The sequence below is a fragment of the Vulcanococcus sp. DEBay_Sum29NL08_54 genome (assembly GCF_017859255.1).
Classification (GTDB): Bacteria; Cyanobacteriota; Cyanobacteriia; order PCC-6307; family Cyanobiaceae; genus Vulcanococcus.
This window is the reverse complement of the sequence record NZ_JAFMNJ010000022.1, coordinates 1-15084: the sequence shown is the minus strand read 5'-3', so window position 1 is coordinate 15084 and position 15084 is coordinate 1. Positions and strand designations below refer to the sequence as shown.

The 15084-nt window shown below is 64.5% G+C and carries 15 protein-coding genes; 7 read left to right on the top strand and 8 right to left on the bottom strand.

Features of this window, described 5'->3' with window-relative positions:
* Positions 1-56: 56 nt before the first annotated feature.
* From QZ186_RS08220 to QZ186_RS08210, 3 genes are read left to right on the top strand one after another with little or no spacing between them, the layout of a single operon-like run.
* Positions 57-1793: an ABC transporter ATP-binding protein gene (locus QZ186_RS08220; protein ID WP_247478846.1), complete on the top strand. Its 1737-nt coding sequence runs from the start codon at positions 57-59 to the stop codon at positions 1791-1793.
* A 9-nt stretch (positions 1794-1802) separates the two neighbouring features.
* Positions 1803-2189 carry a hypothetical protein gene (locus tag QZ186_RS08215; protein WP_296416412.1) on the top strand — a complete coding sequence of 129 codons (387 nt, stop codon included), beginning with the start codon at positions 1803-1805 and terminating at the stop codon, positions 2187-2189.
* A 26-nt stretch (positions 2190-2215) separates the two neighbouring features.
* Complete coding sequence (locus tag QZ186_RS08210) at positions 2216-2443, top strand: DUF6447 family protein (protein ID WP_010317799.1); 228 nt, start codon at positions 2216-2218, stop codon at positions 2441-2443.
* Here the strand turns inward: QZ186_RS08210 and cysK are convergent, their stop codons facing one another.
* Positions 2444-3424: a cysteine synthase A gene (gene cysK / locus QZ186_RS08205; RefSeq protein ID WP_010317798.1), complete on the bottom strand. Its 981-nt coding sequence runs from the start codon at positions 3422-3424 to the stop codon at positions 2444-2446.
* A gap of 100 nt (positions 3425-3524) precedes the next feature.
* Here cysK and QZ186_RS08200 point away from each other — a divergent pair, with 100 nt between their 5' ends.
* From QZ186_RS08200 to QZ186_RS08190, 3 genes are all read left to right on the top strand, one after another.
* The gene (locus tag QZ186_RS08200) at positions 3525-4016 is read left to right on the top strand and encodes an HdeD family acid-resistance protein (protein WP_010317797.1); all 492 of its coding nucleotides are present in this window, start codon (positions 3525-3527) and stop codon (positions 4014-4016) included.
* Entirely contained in the window at positions 4013-5215 is a 1203-nt protein-coding gene (locus tag QZ186_RS08195; RefSeq protein WP_296416411.1) for an FAD-dependent monooxygenase, read from the top strand. The genes QZ186_RS08200 and QZ186_RS08195 overlap by 4 nt, the downstream gene beginning before the upstream one ends.
* A gap of 94 nt (positions 5216-5309) precedes the next feature.
* The gene (locus QZ186_RS08190; protein ID WP_010317795.1) at positions 5310-5537 is read left to right on the top strand and encodes a hypothetical protein; all 228 of its coding nucleotides are present in this window, start codon (positions 5310-5312) and stop codon (positions 5535-5537) included.
* Here the strand turns inward: QZ186_RS08190 and QZ186_RS08185 are convergent, their stop codons facing one another.
* From QZ186_RS08185 to QZ186_RS08160, 6 genes are all read right to left on the bottom strand, one after another.
* Positions 5538-8204, bottom strand: a complete 2667-nt coding sequence (locus QZ186_RS08185) for an HAD-IC family P-type ATPase (protein WP_296416410.1) — start codon at positions 8202-8204, stop codon at positions 5538-5540.
* 37 nt (positions 8205-8241) lie between these two features.
* Entirely contained in the window at positions 8242-10410 is a 2169-nt protein-coding gene (locus QZ186_RS08180; protein ID WP_296416408.1) for a glutamine synthetase III, read from the bottom strand.
* A 48-nt stretch (positions 10411-10458) separates the two neighbouring features.
* Positions 10459-10701, bottom strand: a complete 243-nt coding sequence (locus tag QZ186_RS08175; RefSeq protein ID WP_296416407.1) for a hypothetical protein — start codon at positions 10699-10701, stop codon at positions 10459-10461.
* A gap of 65 nt (positions 10702-10766) precedes the next feature.
* Positions 10767-11459 carry a pirin family protein gene (locus QZ186_RS08170; RefSeq protein WP_296416406.1) on the bottom strand — a complete coding sequence of 231 codons (693 nt, stop codon included), beginning with the start codon at positions 11457-11459 and terminating at the stop codon, positions 10767-10769.
* Positions 11459-11968, bottom strand: a complete 510-nt coding sequence (locus QZ186_RS08165) for an NADPH-dependent FMN reductase (RefSeq protein ID WP_296416405.1) — start codon at positions 11966-11968, stop codon at positions 11459-11461. Before QZ186_RS08165 ends, QZ186_RS08170 begins: the two co-directional genes overlap by 1 nt.
* Positions 11968-13194 carry an FAD/NAD(P)-binding oxidoreductase gene (locus tag QZ186_RS08160; protein ID WP_296416404.1) on the bottom strand — a complete coding sequence of 409 codons (1227 nt, stop codon included), beginning with the start codon at positions 13192-13194 and terminating at the stop codon, positions 11968-11970. Before QZ186_RS08160 ends, QZ186_RS08165 begins: the two co-directional genes overlap by 1 nt.
* Before the next feature lie 203 nt (positions 13195-13397).
* Here QZ186_RS08160 and QZ186_RS08155 point away from each other — a divergent pair, with 203 nt between their 5' ends.
* Positions 13398-14093, top strand: coding sequence for a rubrerythrin family protein (locus tag QZ186_RS08155; RefSeq protein WP_296416403.1), 696 nt, complete (start codon positions 13398-13400; stop codon positions 14091-14093).
* A 2-nt stretch (positions 14094-14095) separates the two neighbouring features.
* On the opposite strand, the gene QZ186_RS08150 is transcribed toward QZ186_RS08155, so the two are convergent.
* Entirely contained in the window at positions 14096-14665 is a 570-nt protein-coding gene (locus tag QZ186_RS08150; RefSeq protein WP_296416402.1) for a DUF2808 domain-containing protein, read from the bottom strand.
* Positions 14666-15084: the final 419 nt, after the last annotated feature.

Below are 15084 nucleotides of genomic sequence, written 5' to 3'. Positions count from 1 at the left end.
CAGCGACCCTTTCTTCCAACGGCAGTCGTTTTAAAAAGCGCTGATAGCTTGCCCCGATGCTTGCACCCTCATCGGCCGGCTTCCGGCGCCTGCTGCCGCTGCTGAAGCCCCACCGTCCCGCGCTGATCGCGGGTGGGGCCTGCATGCTCGTCTTTGTGGTCTGCTGGCCGCTCCTGGCCTGGTTGGCCGGTCAGCTGATTCCCGCGATCGGAGCCGGTGACTTCAACCGGGTGCTGCAGGTCATCGGCCTGGCCCTGACGGTCTTCATGCTGCAGAAGATCGCACAGTTTGGTCAGGACACCCTGCTGGCGGGACCGGCTCTGCAGGTCAGCCAGGAACTGCGCCGCCGGCTGTTCGCGCGGCTCCAACGTCTGGATTTCGGAGTGCTCGAGAAGCTCTCTGCCGGCGACCTGACCTACCGCCTGACAGAAGACGCCGATCGGGTGGGCGAGGTCATTTACAAGACGATCCAGGACACCACCCCCTCGGTGCTGCAGCTGGTGGTGGTCTTCGGCTACATGGTCTGGCTGGACTGGAAGCTCTCCATCGGCACCCTGCTGCTGGCCCCCTTGGTGGCCGTGCTGGTGAGCGTCTTTGGCGCCAAGGTCATGGGCGCCGCAGAAAAGAGTCAAAAACAAGTCAGCGAATTGGCCTCCTTGCTGGGAGAAGCGATCTCCGGACTGCCCCTGGTGCGGGCCTTTGCCGCTGAGCCCTGGCTGCAGCAGCGCTTTGAAGTTGAGATCGATCTGCACCGCAAGGCCCGCTACCGCACCCAGAAGCTGCTGGCCCTGCAGTACCCCGTCGTGGGCTTCCTGGAGGCCGCGGGCATCCTGGCGGTGCTGCTCATGGGCGCCGCCCGCATCCAAAGCGGTGACCTTGATGGACAGGGCTTCAGCAGCTACGTCGCCGCCCTGCTGATGCTGATCGACCCGATCAGCCACCTGACCACCAACTTCAACGAGTTCCAACAGGGCCAGGCCTCCCTCAAGCGCCTGCGGGAGATCGAGCGGGAAGCGGTCGAGCAACCCGATCGCCCGGACGCCCAACCCCTGGGGCGCGTCGCTGGCGAGCTGCTGCTCGAGCAGGTGAGTTTTGGCTACGACCCGCAGCAGCCCGTTCTGAAGAACCTCTCGCTCCAGGTCAAACCTGGCCAGGTCGTGGCCCTGGTCGGTCCCTCGGGGGCAGGCAAGAGCACCCTCTTTTCCCTACTGCTGCGCTTCAACACCGCCCAGGGCGGTCAGGTGCTGCTGGATGGGCGCAACCTGGCGGACCTCAAGGCCGCTGAGCTGCGCACGGCCGTGGCGCTGGTGCCTCAACAGAGCGCTGTCTTCTCGGGCACGGTCGCCGAGGCGATCGCCTTTGGCCGGCCGGCCACCCGGGAGCAGATCCAAGCGGCCGCACGCCTCGCCAATGCCGACGGTTTCATCGAGGCCCTTCCCGGCGGCTACGACGCCCGCGTCGAAGAGCGGGGCAGCAACTTCTCCGGCGGCCAACTGCAACGGCTGGCCATTGCCCGGGCGGTGCTCGGCAACCCGGCGGTGCTGCTGCTGGATGAGGCCACCAGCGCCCTCGATGCCGAGGCGGAAGAAGCCGTACAGAGGGGCCTCGATCAGGCCATGCAGGGCCGCACGGTTCTGGTGATTGCCCACCGCCTCTCCACCGTGCAGGAGGCCGATTCGATCCTGGTGCTCGAGAACGGCAAGATCGTCGATCAGGGCAACCACGACCTACTGATCAGCCGCCCTGGCCGCTACCGCGACCTCTGCGAGCGCCAGCTGATTCGCGGTGCTTAACCTGGTCCCATGACGGAGCAGGGCCCCACCGCCAAGCCACTCGGTGAGATGCCCGTCTGGGAATACCGGGTCATCCACATCAATGTGGACAACAACAATCCCCCGGCGCCCCCAGACCCCAAGGTGGCCAGTGAGCGGATGGGCGGGAAGCTCAGCCCGGAGTTCATCAGCCGGGAGTTCCCCCAGCAGTACGGACCGGAGCAGCAGGCCAAGGCCAAGGCCGCCCCGAAGCACCCCGCTGAGCAACTGCAGCACTTCCTGAACCTGCTGGGGAAGGAGGGCTGGGAGCTCACCACCACGACCCAGGTCGGGCAGCTGCTGATGTTCTTTTTCAAGCGACCGCTGCGGCCCCTGCCCAAGCAAATTGCAGCGGCAGAGAGCAAGAAAGACCCGTAAGGTGACCCGGTCTACCGCCTTGTGTCGTGACCGACTCCGCCGCCCAGATCCCCCCCGTCCTGACCTTTGAGGGGAAGCGCTACGACCTCAACACCCTGCCTGAGGAGGTCAAGGAGCTGGTGCGCGGCATGCAGGTGGCCGATGCCCAACTGCGCATGCACGAGGACACCCTCAAGGTCCTGGCCGTTGGCCGTCAGTCCATGGCCATGCAGCTCAACGACCGGCTGCAGGGCGTCACGCCGATGGCGGACTGATCAGGCGATCGGCAGACCGCGCTCGTTGAAGATCCCCTCGAACAGGACCGAGCTGAGATAGCGCTCACCGGAGTCCGGGAGGACCACAACGATCGTCTTGCCGGCATGGGCTGGATCCTTGGCCAGGCGCAGGGCTGCCACCGCGGCGGCCCCGCAGCTGATGCCGGCCAGGATCCCCTCTTCTTTGGCGAGGCGCCGGGCCATCTCGACGGCCTCCTCATCGCTGACCTGCTCGACGGCATCGACCATGGCCAGATCCAGGTTGCCGGGAACAAAACCAGCACCGATCCCCTGAATCTTGTGGGGGCCGGGTTGCAGGGCATGGCCCCCTTTGGTCTGGCTGATCACCGGGCTGTTGATCGGCTCGACCGCCACCGTGTGCAGAGGCTTGGCCAGGGTGTTTTTGATGTAGCGGCTCACCCCGGTCAGGGTGCCGCCGGTGCCAACACCGGAGACGAACACGTCGACGTTGCCGTCGGTATCGCTCCAGATCTCAGGGCCGGTGGTGTCGTGGTGGATCTGGGGATTCGCCGGATTCACAAACTGCTGCAGCAGCACGTAGCGATCGGGATCGCTGGCGGCGATCTCCTTGGCCCGGTTCACGGCCCCCGTCATGCCCAGCCGGCCCTCGGTGAGCTCGAGGTGTGCCCCAAAGGCCGTCAGCAGCTTGCGCCGCTCCAGGCTCATCGTTTCGGGCATGGTCAAGGTGAGCTTGATGCCCTTGCTGGCGGCCACAAACGCCAGGGCAATCCCGGTGTTGCCGCTGGTGGGCTCAATCAGCTCCTTGCCGGGGCCCAGCAGACCATCCCGTTCGGCGGCCGCCACCATCGCCGCACCGATCCGGCACTTCACCGAATAGGCAGGATTGCGGCCCTCGATCTTGGCCAGCACGCGCGCTCCGCAGCCCTCGGTGATGCGGTTGAGCTGAACCAGTGGGGTGCGCCCGATCGTGAGGCTGTTATCGCTAAAGATCGCGGCCATGGGGCTCTGGGCTGCACACACAACAGTGGCCGCACCCTAAGAACTGGGCAGGCAAATAGGGAAAACGTTTCTAGGGTTCGGATGATTTCGTAGTCCTGCTGTGGACCCCAAAAACCAGCGCCGCATCGCCGCCGTTCTGCTGGCTCTGGCGGGTGCGACCTCGATCGCGCTGCCCTTCATTTCGGCCACGGCCCTGACCTTGAGCATCGGGGTGATCGCGGCGGTGGCTGGGGTCAGCCAACTGCTGCGCATCGGCCAAGCCGAGGACACCAAGGGCAAGGTCTTTCGCGGGCTCTCGGGTCTCTTCTATGTCGTGGCGGGCATCTGGGTCGTGGCCTACCCGGTTGAGAGTGAAATCAGCCTGACCCTCTTTGCCGGACTGCTGCTGATCTTTGAGGGGGTGATGGAGCTGGCCTCGGCCGCCGCCAGCCAAGCCCAGGCCCGCGGCCTGGTGCTCGCCGATGGCCTGATCACGGCTCTGCTGGGGGGACTGCTCGTGGCGGAATGGCCCAGCGACAGCCTCTGGGCCGTGGGAACTCTCTTCGGGATCTCCCTGTTCTTCACTGGGTTCAGGCTGCTGACGGCTGAGTGACCCTCCCGCCCCGGTTCATCGTTGTTGGAGCGGGGCCCGCTGGATTGAGCCTGGCGCTCCAGCTCGCCGAAGGCGGAGCGCAGGTCGAGCTGATCGAAGCCAGTGAACGCTTTAGCCGGCAGTTCCGCGGCGATGCCCTGATGCCCAGTGGTCAGGAGGCCCTGGCCCGAATGGGACTGCTGCCGCTGCTGGAGCACCTGCCGCAGCGGCCCCTGGAGGGATGGAGCGTCTGGCTCGAGCGCCAGCGCCTCTTCCAGGTGGCAGAACCCCTGGGGTCGCTGCACCCCTGCCGGCTCGTGCCTCAGCAGAGCCTGCTGGAGGCACTGCTCGAGCGCGCCCTGCGCTGCCCGACGCTGCGCTGGAGGCCAGGCCAGGCTGTCCGCCGGCTCCTCCGGTGCGATGGGCGCATCAGCGGCGTCGAGCTCAGCAACGGCGAGGCGCTGCAGGCGGATCTGGTCATCGGCTGCGATGGCCGCGGTTCACTGCTGCGTCAACAGGCCGGAATTCCACTGCGCCACTCGGGCAGTCCACTGGAGTTGCTCTGGTTTGCGCTGCCTGGACCGATCCCCAGCGATTGCGTCTGGGGTTTCCAGACCCTCGTGGCCGGCGGCCGCATCGGCAGTGCCTGCCTCAACGCCTCAGGGGATCTGCAACTGGCCTGGTTGCTCGAGCCCCAGGACAGCGCAGAGTCCCTCACCCCGCAGGAGTGGGCAGAGCGGTTGGCGGCGCTGGCACCGGAGCCCCTGGCCCGTCTGCTGCAGGAGCGGGGGGAGAGGCTGAGCGCCCCCGTGCGCTTCAAGGTTCAGGTGGGCATGGCGGAGCGTTGGCAGCAACCGGGTTTGCTGCTGCTTGGGGATGCCGCCCACCCGATGAGTCCGGTTCGTGCCCAAGGCATCAACCTGGCGTTGCGGGACAGCCTGGTGGCGGCTGAGTTGCTGCTGGAGCGCTCCAGTGACCTCGATGGAGCAGCACAGGCCATTGAGAAACGCCGGCGGGCAGAGGTCAGCCAGATGCAGCAGCTTCAGCAGGCGGAAGCGAGGCAGGGCCATTGGCTTGGCCATCAGCGCATCCTCCGCACGGGACTGATACGAGGACGCGCCATCACCGGGCCCTTGGCGCAACGGGTGTGGACCAACAGGCAAGGACCACTACGGGACGGTCGCTGGAACGCCTTGGCCGGGGCAAACCTTCAGCCCTAAGGATCAAGACAGGCCAGCGTCGCGCGATCTGCCTGGCCAAGCCCGGGGGTTGGAGCCAGAGTGTGATCAGCCGTCAGGACATGGACGACCTGGGATGTCCGACAACCTCCAAGACGAACGTTGGATCGAGATCTGCCCCCATTACGGCGGGCCGAACTGCAACGAGCACTGTGCGGCCCGGCTTCGGGAGGTGTTCAAGCACTACGACGTCAATATCCCCACTGTTGATCAGTTCTGCCCCCTGAAAGGGGAGCCAACAACCTCACCGCCAGAGAAGCCGCGGGATCGCTTTGAAGTCATGCACGAGCAGCCGAGCGATTGATCAACCCAAGGTGGCGGGGGACGGTCGCTCCATGGGATCCAACCACTCGGCACAACGCGTCACCGGAATCATCAACAGCATCGGCAAGGCGCAAACCGCCAGCTGCGAGCCATTGAGCGGGCTTGTACCGAAGAAGGCATTCATCCAACCGGCCTGACTGAAGAGCCCTTGCAGGGCGAACGTGGCCATCACTCCCAGGGGGACGGCAGGTGCCTGGCGCAGATCCCGCAAGCGGAACGGCCAGACCTGGCGCCAATGGCTAATGGCCACGAGATAAACCAAGTGCGACAGCACCAAACCCTGCACCGCCATCGTCCGGGCCAACGGAAGATCACCGAACTGATGCTGAGCCCAGAAGAACAGCCCGAAGATCACACACCAATTGAAGAGGGAGACCAGGATCACGCGTCGTATTAAGGCCGGGTTCAAGAGGGGCTCTTCCGGCTGTCGCGGCGCCTGGTTCATCAACGCGGGGCTCAGCGGTTCAAAGGCCAGGGCGATGGACATGGTCAGTGAACAAATCATGTTCAGCCAAAGCACCTGCAATGCACTGACGGGCAAGGGGGTCCCCAGCAGACCCGCCATCAGGATCGTCATGGAGGCGCCGCCATTCACCGGAAGGACAAAGGCCAGGGTCTTCCTCAAGTTGAGGTAGACCCCGCGACCCTCTTCCACGGCCGCCTCGATCGTGGCGAAGTTGTCATCGGTCAGCAGCATGTCGGCGGCCTGACGGGCCACCTCCGTCCCACTGCGTCCCATGGCGATGCCGATGTCCGCTTGCTTCAGAGCGGGCGCATCGTTGACGCCATCGCCGGTCATGGCCACCACTTCGCCGTTGGCCTGCAGTGCCTCAACCAGCTGAAGTTTCTGGGCTGGGGCAACACGGGCAAAGACATCGACGGAATCCACCACCTCCGCCAGGGCGTCGGAGCTCAGGGCTGCCAAGGCCGATCCATCCATGGCCTGAACCTCTCCAGGGGAGCCAATTCCCATCAACCGAGCAATGGCGATGGCCGTTTGAATGTGATCGCCGGTGATCAATTTCACCTTGACCCCAGCGGCCCTGCAGGCGGCAACCGCTTGGATCGCCTCCGGTCGCGGCGGGTCCTGCATTCCTTGGAGCCCAAGAAAGGTGAAATCGCCGTTGAGGTGGTGATGCTCAAGCCGCTGCTGCTGCGCACCAAGACCAATGGCAAACGCCAAGACCCGCTCGCCTTGGCCCGCCATGGCGGAGACCGCCGCCTGAATCGCCTCGGCATTGAGCACGCAACGCTGCCCCTGCGCGTCCAACGCATGACTGCAGCGCTGCAGAACAGCCTCCACGGATCCCTTCAGCAAGATGCGCTCACTGCCGTGCAGGGTCGCCATGTATTGCCGTTCGGACTCGAACGGAATCACATCGCGCCGCGGGTGCTGGTCATGGGCTGAGCGATGGTTCATCCCAACGGAATGTGCGGCCGCCAGCAGAGCCGTTTCGGTGGGATCGCCTACCCATTGGTCATCGCTACCGGCCTGTGCGTCGTTGCACAACAAGCCGGCCAGCAGGGTCTCCTGAAGAGCGAGATTGACTCCCTTGCCCGCATCGTCCATGGGCCAGAGGTCCCGCAGTGGCTGGAGAATGCCGGCGGCATAGACATGCTCGACCGTCATCCGGTTCTGGGTGAGCGTCCCTGTCTTGTCTGAGCAGATCACGGTTGTACTGCCGAGCGTCTCCACGGCAGGCAACTTGCGGATGATCGCGCGGCGTCTGGCCATCCGATGGACGCCAATGGCCAGGATGATCGTGACAATCGCCGGGAGTTCCTCTGGGATGGCACCCACGGCGAGGGCCACGGCGCCATCGAACATCTCAGCCCAATCTCGTCCCTTCGCCAGACCCACGACAAAGGTGAAGATCGCGAGCAGAACGATCAGTCGCAGCAGCGTGCGACTGAAGCCCACCAACTTGCGGGTTAAGGGAGTGGAGAGGCTGACCGCCTGATTCAGGGCCACCGAGATCTGCCCCACCTCCGTGGCATCGCCAGTGGTCACCACAACGCCTGTGCCCTGCCCTGCGGTGACAAAACTCCCGGCGTAGGCCATGCAACTGCGCTCAGCGAGGGGAGCCTCTAGCTGCAACGCTCCGGTGGATTTCTCGACGGGCACTGACTCCCCAGTCAGGGCAGATTCATCGGTGCGCAAGGAGCGGACCTGCAGCAGCCGCAGATCCGCTGGAACCTTGCAGCCAGCCTCGAGCTGCACGACATCACCAGGCACCAACGCCTCGGAATCCAGCTGCAGGGCAGCGCCATCTCGGAGCACCAAGACATCGGTGCGGACGCTGTCGGCTAAAGCCGCGATCGCGCTCTCGGCTTTGCCTTCCTGAACGGTGCCGATCACCGCATTGATCACGGTGACGCTGATGATCACCAAGGCATCCTGCGGATCACCCATGGCGAGCTTGACGGCCCCGACGAGCAGGAGGGTGATCAGTAGGGGATTGTCGAACTGCTGAAGGAACCGAAGCCACAACGGCTTCAGCGGTTCTGGGCTCAGGCGATTCGTTCCGACTTGATGGACGCGCCGTTGCACTTCCGCAGGGGAGAGCCCCCGTTTGGCGTCGGTCTCGAGTGCAGCAACAACCTCACCCCCGCTTGAGACGTAAGCAGGGGTGAGGAGCGGCTGCATCGCAGGGGCATCGAGCTAGCCCTAGCGATAGCTCAAATCAGCGGACGAAGAGCATCTCCTGGTAGGTGGGCAGCGGCCAGGCGGTGTCATCCACCAGACCCTCCAGGGCATCGGCGGCCTCCCGCAGTTCACCCATGCGGACCATCAGCTGGTCGGCGCAGTGACGCATGTGGGCCTCGGCGCCGTGGGGCGCATTGCCCAGGGCGGTCTCCAGGGCGGCGGCACGGTCCAGCAGCTGCTGATTCAGGCCAGCGATTTGCTGAGCGAGCGCCTTGGAGGGATTCAGGCCGATGGCCTCCTGCTCCTGCAGCGATCCAGCCAGCTCGCCGAGGTAGGCGCTGACGGCGGGATAGAGCTGGGTGCGGGCGATCCGCACGGCCAGGCGGGCCTCCACCTCAATCGCCAGGCAGTACTGCTCGGAGTAGACCTCGTAGCGGCTCTCCAACTCAACGGGGCTGAGCACGTTGTGGCGGGAGAAGAGGTCGCGAATGGCGGGACGCTGCAGCACCGGCAGGGCATCAGCGGTGGTGCGCAGGTTCTCCAGACCACGCTCCTTGACGGCCATCTCATGCCACTCGCTGGAGTAGCCGTCGCCGCCAAAGATCACGTTGCCGTTCTCCTGGGTGATCTGCTGCAGCACAGCCATGCTGGCCTTCTCGACGCTCTCGCCCTTGGCCGTGCGGGCCTCCAGCTGATCGGCAATCCAGGCCAGGGAATCGGCCAGCACCGTGTTGAGGACCACCAAGGGACCAGCCACGGACTGGCCGGAGCCCACGGCGCGGAACTCGAAGCGGTTGCCGGTGAAGGCGAAGGGGGAGGTGCGGTTGCGGTCGCCGGCGTCCTTGGGGAACTCCGGCAGGCTGTCGATGCCCAGGCGCATCATTCCGCCGGTGGCCGAGCTCTTGAGCTGGCCGCCCTTGATCTGGTTGAAGACGTCCTCGAGCTGGCTGCCGAGGTAGACGGAGATGATCGCCGGAGGTGCTTCGTTGGCGCCCAGGCGGTGGTCATTGCTGGCGGTTGCAATCGCCGCACGCATCAGCGGGCCGTACTGGTGCACGCCGCGGATCACAGCCCCGCAGAACAGCAGGAACTGCATGTTCTCGTGGGGGGTGCTGCCGGGATCCAGCAGGTTGCCCTGGGTGCTGTTGCCGATCGACCAGTTGACGTGCTTGCCGCTGCCGTTGACGCCCGCGAAGGGCTTCTCGTGCAGCAGGCAGGTGAAGCCATGCTTCTTGGCCGTGCTCTTGAGCACGGTCATGATCAGCTGCTGGTGATCGGTGGCCACGTTGGCCGCCTCGTGCACCGGAGCGATCTCGAACTGGCCCGGAGCCACCTCGTTGTGGCGGGTCTTGGCGGGAACACCCAGGCGGTAGAGCTGGTCCTCCACGTCCTGCATGAACACCTGAACCCGCTCGGGGATGGCGCCGAAGTAGTGGTCATCGAACTGCTGACCCTTGGCCGGGGGCGCACCAAAGAGGCTGCGGCCCGAGAGCTGCAGGTCCGGGCGGAGCGCCATCAGGGCGTTATCCACCAGGAAGTACTCCTGCTCAGCGCCGCAGCTGGAGTTGATCGGGGCGATCTCGGTCTCGCCCAGCAGTTGCAGCACCCGCTTGGCCTGGCGGTTGACCGCGGCATTGGAGCGCAGCAGCGGAGTCTTCTTGTCCAGGGCCTCACCGGTCCAAGAGACAAAGACCGTCGGGATGCAGAGGGTGACGCCGTTGGGCGTGCGCATCAGCCAGGCGGGGCTGGTGGCATCCCAGGCGGTGTAGCCGCGGGCCTCGAAGGTGGAGCGCAGGCCACCGTTGGGGAAGGAGGAACCGTCGGGCTCGCCCTGCACCAGCAATTTGCCGGTGAAAGCGGTGATGGCACGGCCATCACTCTTGGGGGTGATGAAGCCGTCGTGCTTCTCCGCGGTCAGGTTGGTGAGCGGATAGAAGACGTGGGAGTAGTAGAGGGCGCCGCGGCTGGTCGCCCAGTCCTTCATGGCATTCGCCACGGAGTCGGCGATGGACGGGTCGATCGCACCACCTTCACGGATGGTTTTCTGAAGCGACTTGAACACCTGGCGAGGCAGGGCCTCCTTCATCCGAGCCAGGGTGAAGACGTCATCGGCCCAGATCTCGTGCAGGGCCGAAGGCTTAGTCACCGCAGCGGGCTTGCGCCGCTGAATGGTCTGCAGGGCAGCAAAACGCTCAGCGCTTGGCATGGCCACTTCGGTATCAAAGTGACACCATCATCGGCGACAGCAGGTCCGCTAGCGCAGGGTGCGCCAGTCGCCACTGGGGGTCCGGCGCTCCAGGCCAATGAACTGAGTGATCAGTTGATCCTGCAGTTCAACGGGGATCGCAGGATCGATCAGCCCTTGATGGACCAGCCAGGTCAGGGCCGCGCTTTGGGCGAGCTCAAGGCTCTCAAAGCAGTCATCGAGGACTGGATGGGGTTCACCGCCACGGTCCGTCAAGCGGAATTCCACGGGGAAGGAATGGAGGAGTGTCATTAGCCCAACCCTGGCGGCAACGGCGCAACCCTGCAGCAGCGCAGGACACAGCTTCCGGTAGTCCGCTAGCTCAGCTCAAACAGCAGCAGATCCACCCCATCGGCTCCAGCCTGCACAGAGGCCGGAGCCTCGCCGGCAGCCAGTCCCAGGCCATCACCCCGGACCAAGGGCTGGGGCTGTGCCAATCCACCCGTGATGATCTGCAGCCAACTGGCGCAGCGCTCGGAGGCCGGCCAGGCCAGCTCGGTCCCCGCTGGGACCTGGGCGCGCCAGAGCCGCACGGAGCGATGAATCGCCATAGCCCCGTCTGCGGCCTGGGGGTCGATCAGGGGCGTCCAGCCCTCGGCCAAGGCGAAGGGCTTCTGTTCGTAGTCAGGCGGGATCCCCGCTGAGGCGGGTTCAATCCAGATCTGCAGCAGGCGGCAGGGGGCCTGGCCGCCATTGACCTCGCTGTGGACCACACCGGTGCCAGCGCTCATCCGCTGCACCTCCCCGGCCCGCAGCACCTCGGCATGGCCCATGGAGTCGCGGTGGTGCAGCTCCCCCTCGACCATCACCGTGATGATCTCCATGTCCCGGTGCGGGTGCATGCCAAAGCCCTTGCCGGCGGCAATGACGTCGTCATTGATGACCCGCAGCGGACCGAAGCCCATCCAGGCCGGGTCGTAGTGACTGGAGAAGGAGAAGCTGTGCCAGCTGTCGAGCCAATCGAGCTGGCTATGGAAACGCTCAGCTGCGGGACGCAACAGCGGGGGCATTACTCGGGGGCTTGAAGCCGCTGCAGTCTGGCGAGCAGGTCCGCGATGCTGTCGTCCTTGGCCGGGTGGCTGCCGTTGCTCACCAACTGACGACCCACGACGTGGGCGCCCAAGTGCGCCAATTGCAGCCGCAGGGCGGTCATCACCGTGTAGCCACCGCCGCCCGAGTGGGTCGCGATCACAACGGGCCGGCCATTGAAGAGGGCCCGGAAGTCGCTGCCCTGCACCGAAAGCCAGGCGATCGCGCTGGTCAGCACCGGCGGGATCGAGCCGTTGTATTCCGGAGCACAGATCACCCAGCGGGGCGTGTCCATCAGCTTCTGCTGCAGCCCGGCGAGAGCGGCCGGGGGGCCCTGCTCCTGGGCGCGGGGCGTGAAGAGCGGCAGCTCAAGGGCGGTGAGATCCAGCACCTCAGCGCTGCAGCCTTGGCTCTGGGCAGCCGCCGCAAAGCGCTCGGCCAGCTTGAGGTTTTCGCCATTGCTGGCGCTCAGGACGAGAACGTCAGCCACTACTTCACGCCAGGGATGAAGCGGCGCTCGTGGTCACCGCCTTTGAGCATCCGGTTCCAATAGACCCAGGGCAGCACCACGCTCTTCATGATCCACATGCTCCAGCGCTCCTTGGTGGGATCCAGGGGGAAGGAGGGGGTGGGCTGCTGCTCGTAGTTGAACTCGGCCATGATCGTCTTGCCGTAGCCGGTGATCAGCGGGCAGCAGCTGTAGCCGTCGTAGGACCCCTGACCCTGGCCGCCCTCAAGCTGAGCCAGCAGGTTGGTCACCAGGACCGGGGCCTGACCGCGCACCGCGGCGGCGGTCTTGGAGTTGGGCATGCCGCCCACATCACCGATGGCAAAGACGTTGGGGAAGCGCACGTGCTGGAGGTTGTGCTTGCCCACCTCGACAAAGCCACTAGCGGCAGCCAGGGGGCTCTGGGCCACGACATCCGGGGCCGCCATCGGCGGGGTGACATGCAGAAGCTCGTAGTTGATGACCTCCTCGCGGGGCTCCTCGCCCTCTTTGCTGACCTTGAAGACCGCCTCTTTGCTCGCCGGCCTGACCTCGATCAGGGTGTGGGAGTAGCGGGCATCGATGCCCTTGCGGGCCACCACCTCCCGCAGGGGCGCGGCATAGGTGGGGACGCCAAAGATTCCAGGGGTGGCCGTGGCGTAGATGACCTTGCTCTTGGCCGCTATCGCGGGATCGCGCTTGATCGCGTCATCGGCCAGGTAGGCGATCTTTTGCGGCGCACCGGGGCACTTGATCGGCATGGGCGCGCAGGTGAAGACCGCGTTGCCGCCCTTGAAGTTCTGGATGCACTCCCAGGTGTAAGCAGCGAAATCCTTGGAGTAGTTGCTACAGACCCCGCCTTTGCCCAGGGCCTCAGGCAAGCCCTTGATGGCCTCCCAGTTGAGCTTCATCCCGGTGGCCACCACCAGGGCGTCGTAGGTCAGGGTTTGACCAGCGCTGGTGCTGACGCTGTTGCTCTCGGGGGTGAAGCCCGCAGCGGACTCACGGATCCAGGTGACACCCGCGGGAATCAGGCTGGCCTCGTTGCGGCGGGTCTGCTCCAGGCTGAAGACCCCGCCACCGACCAGCGTCCAACCCGGTTGGTAGTAGTGGTCGCTCGAGGGCTCAAGGATCGCGATGTCCAAGGCCGGACGGGCCTTCTTCAGGCGAGCCGCCACCGTGATTCCAGCGGCGCCGCCGCCCACGATCAATACCTGGTGATGGCCCATGGCCGCTGAATCAAGACGCGCTTACCCCAGATCTAACCAGAAGGGGGCCAACCCGGCAGCCCCGCCGCAGGATTCCAGACGGCAATGGACAAATAAAGAAGGGCTCGGCCGCAATGAGGCCTAAGCAGAAATACTCAAAACCTATCCCGTACTCATAATGACTACGACTTAGCACCTATGCTGGCCGCAGTTGATGCGAGTCGATGAACACCAGCAATCCCGGCACCCTCCAGAACCTCGAGGCGGCTTTTGGCGGCGAGAGCATGGCCAACCGCAAGTACTTGTTTTTCGCCGATCTGGCCAAGCAACTCGGCCATGGCGAACTGGCGCGGCTGTTCCGGGAGACCGCCCAGCAGGAAACCGAGCACGCCTTTGCCCACTTCCGCCTGCTGCACCCCGAATTGGTAGTGGAGAACCCTGAGGCCTTGAGCCAGGACGCCAAGGACGCACTGCTGGCGCGCTGCCTCGAGCTGGCCATTGAAGGGGAGACCTACGAGTTCGAGGTGATGTACCCCGAGTTCGCCGCCCAGGCGCAGCGAGACCGCGACCAGGGAGCCGTGGCGGAATTCAACGAGCAGATCGATGAATCCAAGGAGCACGCCGGCGTGTTCCGAACCGCCGCCCGCAACTTCGGACTGCTGGCGCCCGTGGAGCAGCACCACGCCGGCCGCTACAGCCAGGCTCTGCAGTCCCTCACCGGCGCCGGCAGTGGAGACAACAGGGCAACGCCCACCGCAGGGCGCTGGATCTGCAAGGTCTGCGGTGTGATCTACGACCCCGCCCAAGGGGACCCCGATTCAGGCATCGCCGCCGGCACACCCTTTGAGGCGATTCCCGAGGACTGGAGCTGCCCCATCTGCGGGACCCGCAAGGGGAACTTTGTGCCTTACCAGGGCTAGGGCTAGTCGTTCGGGGAAATCTCGATCACCCAGCTTCCGAGATAACCGGACACAGGAATATCTCCAGGGGCCTGACCGAGGGCATTGAACTGGTACATCCCCGCATCGGGGTTGAAGATCTGCAGGTGCAGACCAATGGTGCTGCCCACCGGAACGGGCCTTTGGGGGAACACCTCAATCGCTGAGCCATTGCCGGTCACCTCCACCGCAGCAGGAATCACCTCAAGGCAACGGGTCTTTCTGAGGGAGCCACCACGCTCCATCACGCAGAGCTCCACGTTTTCTGGCTTGATTTCAGCGTTGAAATAGTCAGGCACGGAGACCGCCAACTTGATCAAAGCGGTCTTGCGGTCTTTGGGGCCCAGAACCAGGTAGTAATCGGCACGCCCCGAAGCGCGGCCGGAAGAGGTGTAGTAGTAAAGCTTGCGGAAATCGCTGTTGTTGTCCCAGCGAAACTCAAAGCCGGAGCTGCTCGAACCCTGAGCCAGAACCGGACGCAGATTCATCGGAGAGCTGAACACACTCAGAGCCGAGGCCAGCCCGACGGCACTCCACTTCAGTGCAGACTTCATCCAAGCGAATTTTTTCATCACTAGATTTTAGTAGGCAAGATCATCAACGCCTGCCAGCACTGCTTTTCAGGAGCCTGAGCGAGATAACAGCACCCAATCTCCAAGCGCAATTAAGGACAGGTTAAGAGCACCTAAAGAATGAGTTATGCCCTATATATCCTCATTCAGCCGCATAGTGCTGCAGCACACATTGCAATGACATGAATCACACCAAGTGGTATTTTTTTGCTGCTTAGTGTTTAGCCAGCCCGTTTGGGCTTCTCTCCTCTTTCGGTGTGAGGACCAATGAAACTGTTCCAGAAGCTTCTTCTGGCGCCTGCAGCTCTGGGCCTTCTGGCTCCTGTTGCTGCAAACGCCGCTGATGTCAACATCGCTGGCCTGAGCGCTTACAGCACCCAGGACCAGGTCACCTCGATCAC

What these genes read in the sequence shown, in the direction of transcription:
- QZ186_RS08220 (WP_247478846.1), top strand. Translation starts at nt 57, where the DNA reads ATGCTTGCACCCTCATCGGCCGGCTTCCGGCGCCTGCTGCCGCTGCTG.
- QZ186_RS08215 (WP_296416412.1), top strand. Translation starts at nt 1,803, where the DNA reads ATGACGGAGCAGGGCCCCACCGCCAAGCCACTCGGTGAGATGCCCGTC.
- cysK (WP_010317798.1), bottom strand. Translation starts at nt 3,424, where the DNA reads ATGGCCGCGATCTTTAGCGATAACAGCCTCACGATCGGGCGCACCCCA.
- QZ186_RS08190 (WP_010317795.1), top strand. Translation starts at nt 5,310, where the DNA reads ATGTCCGACAACCTCCAAGACGAACGTTGGATCGAGATCTGCCCCCAT.
- QZ186_RS08185 (WP_296416410.1), bottom strand. Translation starts at nt 8,204, where the DNA reads ATGCAGCCGCTCCTCACCCCTGCTTACGTCTCAAGCGGGGGTGAGGTT.
- QZ186_RS08180 (WP_296416408.1), bottom strand. Translation starts at nt 10,410, where the DNA reads ATGCCAAGCGCTGAGCGTTTTGCTGCCCTGCAGACCATTCAGCGGCGC.
- QZ186_RS08175 (WP_296416407.1), bottom strand. Translation starts at nt 10,701, where the DNA reads ATGACACTCCTCCATTCCTTCCCCGTGGAATTCCGCTTGACGGACCGT.
- QZ186_RS08170 (WP_296416406.1), bottom strand. Translation starts at nt 11,459, where the DNA reads ATGCCCCCGCTGTTGCGTCCCGCAGCTGAGCGTTTCCATAGCCAGCTC.
- QZ186_RS08160 (WP_296416404.1), bottom strand. Translation starts at nt 13,194, where the DNA reads ATGGGCCATCACCAGGTATTGATCGTGGGCGGCGGCGCCGCTGGAATC.
- QZ186_RS08155 (WP_296416403.1), top strand. Translation starts at nt 13,398, where the DNA reads ATGAACACCAGCAATCCCGGCACCCTCCAGAACCTCGAGGCGGCTTTT.
- QZ186_RS08150 (WP_296416402.1), bottom strand. Translation starts at nt 14,665, where the DNA reads ATGAAGTCTGCACTGAAGTGGAGTGCCGTCGGGCTGGCCTCGGCTCTG.